6 protein-coding genes are annotated in these 5,900 nt (G+C 63.8%); 2 read left to right on the plus strand and 4 right to left on the minus strand.

Annotated elements, in window-relative coordinates:
• Positions 1-174 precede the first annotated feature (174 nt).
• The gene (locus ACTHL0_RS07525) at positions 175-1,074 is read left to right on the plus strand and encodes a LysR substrate-binding domain-containing protein (RefSeq protein WP_440566079.1); all 900 of its coding nucleotides are present in this window, start codon (positions 175-177) and stop codon (positions 1,072-1,074) included.
• A 144-nt stretch (positions 1,075-1,218) separates the two neighbouring features.
• On the opposite strand, the gene ACTHL0_RS07530 is transcribed toward ACTHL0_RS07525, so the two are convergent.
• From ACTHL0_RS07530 to ACTHL0_RS07540, 3 genes are read right to left on the minus strand one after another with little or no spacing between them, the layout of a single operon-like run.
• Positions 1,219-1,896 (minus strand): 4-hydroxythreonine-4-phosphate dehydrogenase, encoded by a 678-nt coding sequence (locus ACTHL0_RS07530; protein WP_440566068.1) that lies wholly within the window; start codon positions 1,894-1,896, stop codon positions 1,219-1,221.
• Position 1,897: 1 nt separating this feature from the next.
• Positions 1,898-2,920 (minus strand): 4-hydroxythreonine-4-phosphate dehydrogenase PdxA, encoded by a 1,023-nt coding sequence (gene pdxA, locus ACTHL0_RS07535; protein ID WP_440566070.1) that lies wholly within the window; start codon positions 2,918-2,920, stop codon positions 1,898-1,900.
• A complete protein-coding gene (locus tag ACTHL0_RS07540) occupies positions 2,917-4,065 on the minus strand; it encodes a four-carbon acid sugar kinase family protein (RefSeq protein ID WP_440566072.1) in 1,149 nt (382 codons plus the stop codon). Before ACTHL0_RS07540 ends, pdxA begins: the two co-directional genes overlap by 4 nt.
• Positions 4,066-4,122: 57 nt before the next feature.
• Between ACTHL0_RS07540 and pdxR the strand changes: the two genes are divergently transcribed.
• Positions 4,123-5,601, plus strand: coding sequence for a MocR-like pyridoxine biosynthesis transcription factor PdxR (pdxR, locus tag ACTHL0_RS07545; protein WP_440566074.1), 1,479 nt, complete (start codon positions 4,123-4,125; stop codon positions 5,599-5,601).
• Between the two features lie 59 nt (positions 5,602-5,660).
• On the opposite strand, the gene ACTHL0_RS07550 is transcribed toward pdxR, so the two are convergent.
• On the minus strand, positions 5,661-5,900 hold a 240-nt coding region (locus tag ACTHL0_RS07550), incomplete at its 5' end, for a M20/M25/M40 family metallo-hydrolase (protein ID WP_440566077.1).

The following is a 5,900-nucleotide window of genomic DNA, read 5'->3' on the forward strand; positions in this document are numbered from 1 at the left end:
CCCGCCACGCCCCCGCACCGGATCCCGCGGGCGCCCACCCACCAGACCCATCCCCACTCACCCGCGGGGTGCGGCGCCCCCCCACCCCCCCCCGCTGCGGGTCTTCCCTTAGTGATGAGTCGGCTCGATCGCCGCATAGTGCAGGCACCGCATACGTCCGTCCCGGCGCCGAACATGAACGTCCACCGTCTCGAACTCATCTCGCTTTCGCTTTTCAGCTTGGTGGCGCGAAGCGGCAGCATCAGCAAAGGGGCCGCGCTCGCCCATCTGGCGGTGGGGGCGGCGAGCAAACGCATCACGGATCTGGAGGCGGCGGTGGGTGTCGCGCTGTTCGAGCGGCATTCGCGCGGCATCACGCTGACCGCCGCTGGCCATGCGCTGCTTCAACATGCGCAGCGCATCTTGAAGGACGTGGACGTGCTCAGCGCTGATCTGTCCGACTATGCGGCGGGCGTGGTCGGCGTCGTTCGACTATCCGCGAACACTTCGGCGATCACGCAGTTTCTACCCACCGAGATCGCGGCGTTCGTGCAAGCCAATCCGCAAATCCGCATCGAACTCGAAGAGCAGAACAGCGACCAGGTCGCGATGGCGGTGGTCGACGGCCGCGCCGATTTCGGCATCTTGGCGGGCGGCACGCCCATGCTGGGGTTGCAGACGATGCCGTACCGGCAGGATCGATTGGTGCTCGTCGTTCCCGAGCGCCATCCGCTGGGCAAGCGCCGCACCATCGCCCTGGGCGACGCGATCGACTACGACTTCGTCAGCCTTTCACAGAGCACGTCCCTCGCCGAGCTTCTCGACTCGGCGGCGACCTCACTCGGAAAACGGCTGAAGGTCCGTATTCGCGTGCGCAGTTTCGACGCCATGTGCATGATGGTGGCGGCCAATCTCGGCATTGCCGTGCTGCCGGCGGCAGCTGTGCGCCCGCACCTGCCTTCCATGGGCCTCCGGGAAATCGCAATGTCTGACGATTGGGTGCACCGCGAGCTTCTTATTTGCGCGCGAGACCTCAATGCTTTGCCGAAGCCGGCCAGGCTGTTCGTCAACCACCTGTCGGAAACGCCCGCTTAACAGAACCCGCGCGGTACCGATGGCCAGACGTCCGCTGTCGGATTAGCTACCTTTAGCCCTTTCGCCTGCACGTTAGGGGAAATCGGGGATTGATAGACCTCCGCAGACCACTGCAGAGGAATCCTAATTTATTCCCATCGACCGCTACGCGGTCACACCTTCGATCTGAAAAATCGTATCGATCTGCGCCGACAGGCGTCGGTCGACGAAGGCTTGCTGAAAAAGCGCGCTACCGACAGTGAAGCCCCAAGTCTTCGCGTGAATCATCGCCTTCACACGCGTTTCGCGGTCGATGCTGCCTGCGGCGATCACGGGCACGTCGACTGCATCGACAACACGCCTCGCCAGCTCGGCCGGATCATTCTTGCCGGCAAACCGGTACGCAAGCAAGTCAAGGCCATGCACACCGGGCATCGATGCGATGCGGCGCGCATCCTCGACGATCTCGTTCATCGTCCCTTCGAGCACGGTCGGATGACCCACAGTGCGGCCGGCAAACGGGAAATACCGGATTTTGGAGCCACGCAGTAGCGGCAGCGCGTCTTCAACGTGGCGACCTCCAAGCAGGTAGTCGACACCGACCTCGAGCGACGCGCAGATCGATTCCAGCTCTGCCTCGCGGCTCGTTGCGACGACTTCCAGCATGACCTTGCGGCCATCGGCGCGGATGCGCCGGGCGAGCTCTTTCAAGTCTCTTATGGGCAAGCCGACATCCTTGAAGCCGACATAGCGGACGGGGCTGTCACGCAGGCTGTCGTAGTTTGCAATCGCGTCGCTGACGGTCGCGTCGTTTTCCGTCAACATCAGGATGAAATGGGACACATCAAGCTCCGATAGACAATGGTTGCTTCGCCCGCGACTGGACGAACTGGTGAGCGGTCTGGAGGGCAAGCTGTAGGCTGGCTGGATCGGCAATGCCCTGCCCTGCAATGTCGAAGGCGGTGCCGTGGTCGGGGCTCGTCCGCACGAAAGGCAGGCCGACGGTGATGTTCACGCCGTCCTCCACGCCGGCGAGCTTGACGGGTATGAGGCCCTGGTCGTGATACTGCGCTACCACGATGTCGAAGCGGCCGCGACGGGCGTTCATGAACACAGTGTCGCCGGGCCACGGGCCGCTGGCGTCGATGCCTTCGTTCCGCGCACGTTCAATCGCGGGCGCGATGATGTCGATATCCTCGCGGCCGAAAAGGCCGCCTTCGCCCGCATGCGGGTTGAGGCCAGCGACCGCCACGCGGGGACGTTCGATGCCCAACTCTCGCATCGCGCGATCAGCGAGCCGGATGATGCGCAGTTCGCTTTCGACGGACAGCTTCGCGACAGCATCGAGCATCGAGCAGTGAACCGTCACGAGGATCGTACGCAGCGTCGGGTTGACGAGCATCATCGCGTAGTCACGCGTGCCGGACAGGTCCGCGAGCATTTCTGTGTGACCTGCATAGGGCACGTTTGCGGCGGCGAGCGCTTCCTTATGGATAGGCGCGGTGCAGATGCCTGCGATTTCACCCCGAACTGCGAGATCGATTGCTGTACGGATCGCGCCGAATGCGGCCTGACCGGCAGCGGCATTCACTGCGCCAACGGGCAAATCGGGTAGTGCGTTCGCGCCAGGCACCCTCAAGACCTCAAGCACGCCTGGCTGCCGTGCGATTTCGGCGACTGACGTGATCTCTCGTATCGCCAGGTCCAAGCGGAGTGCCGTGGCTTGGCGCCGCAACACACCCGTATCACCGATGACGAACGACGGGTGCGCGGCAATGAACGCGGCGTTGGCAAATGTCTTGACGACGATCTCCGGCCCGATGCCTGCGGCGTCACCCATCGTGACGGCTATTGGTTTGTGCTTCATGGTTTTGCTCCGGTCAGTGTGTGGATGCAAGTCACCAAGGCGTCGTCGTCTCCGAAGCCACCGGCTTTCGTGATCATGGGAAATAGACCCTTCGCAGTTCGAACTTCGGCTAAAGGCACGCCCGGCATAATTTCGCGGCACACGCGCAACGACACTGCCGGCAGCGCGTCGATGATGCGCCGCGCGGTTTCCCCGCCAGTCACGACAAGCCCGTCGCAGGCGCCGCTGTTAACGGCATTCACCGCGTGCGTCACGACATCGCGCAACGCCGCTTGCGGCACGCTGCCGATCGGCGAACGCGCTTCCTCTGTGGCCAGCACGTCTATTCGGCATTGCGCTCGAGCGACCGCGAGTTGCCGCCGCGATCGCTGATTGAGGCTACCCACTACAAGGCACGGACGACCGGCGGACAGCGCAGGCGCGACTGCGTCATTGGGCCGGCCATCACGAACGCCCGCCGCACCACGAGCGCTCGAGAGCCCGCGTGCGAGCCCACGCAGCAGGCCCGTAGAACCCGCCAGCAGCAGATCGGACTGCCTCGCAAATGTCGTCACGATTGCATCGAGGTCCGCTTCGGTGCGCGCATCGACCACCACGGCATCGCCCACGTTCAGCAGCGCGCGGGCGTGCGCCGCGTCGCGCGCGACCCTCATCTCGATGCGATGCCGGCGAAACAACGCAGGAAGGCTGGATTCGCGCACTGGAAGCGTGGGATCGTGTCGGAATGCTGTTTGGTGTACGGGCACGCCGTCTACTCGTACGCACCCTTGCGCGACCGTACGCCCGGCTGACGGAAACGCCGGCGCGACGAGCAGCTTGCGCCGGCCGGAGGCGGCAAGCGCTGTCATGCAATCGCGCGCGACTCGGCCACGCAGCGTCGAATCGAACTGAAGCACCAGTACGTCGGCGTCGCGCCACGCGCGCGCGGCCGTTGCGACGGCGTCGTGCTCGAGTGCCGGCGGGTATTCGCGGGAATCGGTGTCGAAGCTGACGACCGCAGCCGTCGCAGTGCTGTCGGGACGAACGAGCACGGCTGTCTCCCAGCCACGCTCGGCGAAGCAGGCCGTCCCGTCGAGCGCACTCGTGAAGTCGTCGGTAATGATGCGGATGCGCATGGCGATCCCGTGATATTGTTGGTTCGACAATTTTGTCGATTTTTGCGGCATTCTCAAGAACCAAAGTCGAATCAGTTTGGATCATTTATGGTTGCGAACCGTTCATCCAGGCAGGCGCTGCCAGCCCTGATCGCCCTCGAACTGGAGCGAGACTCGGGCGTGCCGATTTTCAGGCAGATTGCACGGCAACTGCGCGAAAAGATCGTCAGCCGCGCGCTGCCGGCCCGCGCGCGGTTGCCGCCCAGCCGCGAACTTTCTGCCCAACTGGGGGTGGCGCGCAACTGTGTCGTCGACGCCTATGACGAGTTGATCGCCGAAGGCATGCTGGATGGGCGCGGGCGTCATGGCACATTTGTCGTCGCAAACGTACTCGCAGTCCGCGGGGCCGCGATGGGGACAAGTTGGACGCCATCGCTGCTGCGGCGTATCTCCGCCGTTGCACAAGCTTCGCCTGAACGTGCGGCGAGTACGCGCCTCGACTGGCGTCCCGGGCAGTCGAGCGCCCGCACCCTGCCGCTTGATGTATGGCGCAATGCCTGCCGCGAAGCAGGACGGAAGTTGCCGCCGGAAGGCTATGGCGACCCGGGCGGGGAGCCGGGGCTCAGGCGCGCGATCGCTAAATGGCTGTTCGAACACCGATCCGTCAACGTCGACCCTGAGCAGATCGTCATGACGCACGGCACGGGCCATGCGCTTCAGCTGGTCGCACAGGCGCTATTGCGTCGCGGCGACTTGTGCGCAACAGAGGATCCGGGCTACGCCGGTGCTACATCGGCGTTCCTGCGATCGGGCGCATCGTTGCGTTATGTGCCCGTGGATGCGGAAGGCGTGGTGGTCGATCGGATTGTCGAAGACGACGCTGTCCCTGCCCTCGTTCATCTCACCCCAGCCCATCAGTACCCGATGGGAGGACGTCTGTCGGGGCCCAGGCGCCGGGCGCTGGTCGAACTCGCGCGCAAGCGCGGGATGCTGATGGTCGAGAATGAATACGACTGCGAGTTCCACTACGCAGGAACGAATCATCCGCCGATTTTCAGCCATGCGCAGGAAAGCACGCTGCTGCTCAATACGTTCGCGAAGGCGGTCAGCCCATCCCTTCGGCTCGGGTTCATCGTCGCGCCACCGTGCGCAGCCGCCGCGCTGGTTGCGCGCGTCGAGCGCGAGCGCACGCATGTATCGTGGCCCGTGCAGAAAATCGTCGAAACGTTGCTCGCATCGGGCGAACTGGATCGGCATTTGCGCAGGGTTCGGCGGCACTACGGGGCGATGCGCGATGCCATACGCGAACGGTTGACCCCATACGCGGACTGGATCACCCTCAGGGGCGACGAGGGAGGCCTGCATGTGGTCGTGTCAGGAGAGAACGACGCGTTCGACCGTGATCTGAGAGCCGCCCTGCGATCGAAGGGCGTCGTGTTCGACGAGGTTCGCGACTTCACGACGCTCGAACCCGATCCGCGCGGTTTTCTGCTCGCATATGGGCATATGGACTCGGAAGCGCTGACAGAATCGCTGAATCTGCTCGAGACCTGTATCAAGCGAATCCGTCGTCGCGGTCATTTGTGATGATGGCAGCTGATTCGCCGGCCGCAGACGGATGACAGCCCTGGAAAGCGTGCAACGCGCTACGCGGCACCGAAGTAATGCTGCGCCAAAGCAACCCAATATCGGACGCCGGCCGGAATGATGTCGTCGTTGAAGTCGTATTCCGGGTGGTGTAACGATCGGGCGGCCGCGCCCGGCGTAGCGTTACCGATCAGCACATAAGCGCCGGGCCGTTCTTCGAGCATGAAGCCGAAGTCTTCCGATGTCATGTTCGAAGGAATGTGAGCGTCGAGGCGCTCGCTGCCGAACGTCTCGCGAAT

The sequence above is a fragment of the Trinickia sp. genome (assembly GCF_051961175.1).
Lineage (GTDB): Bacteria > Pseudomonadota > Gammaproteobacteria > Burkholderiales > Burkholderiaceae > Trinickia.

Excerpts from the sequence above, each read along its gene's own strand:
- ACTHL0_RS07525 (WP_440566079.1), top strand. The coding sequence starts at position 175 with ATGAACGTCCACCGTCTCGAACTCATCTCGCTTTCGCTTTTCAGCTTG.
- pdxA (WP_440566070.1), bottom strand. The coding sequence starts at position 2,920 with ATGAAGCACAAACCAATAGCCGTCACGATGGGTGACGCCGCAGGCATC.
- pdxR (WP_440566074.1), top strand. The coding sequence starts at position 4,123 with ATGGTTGCGAACCGTTCATCCAGGCAGGCGCTGCCAGCCCTGATCGCC.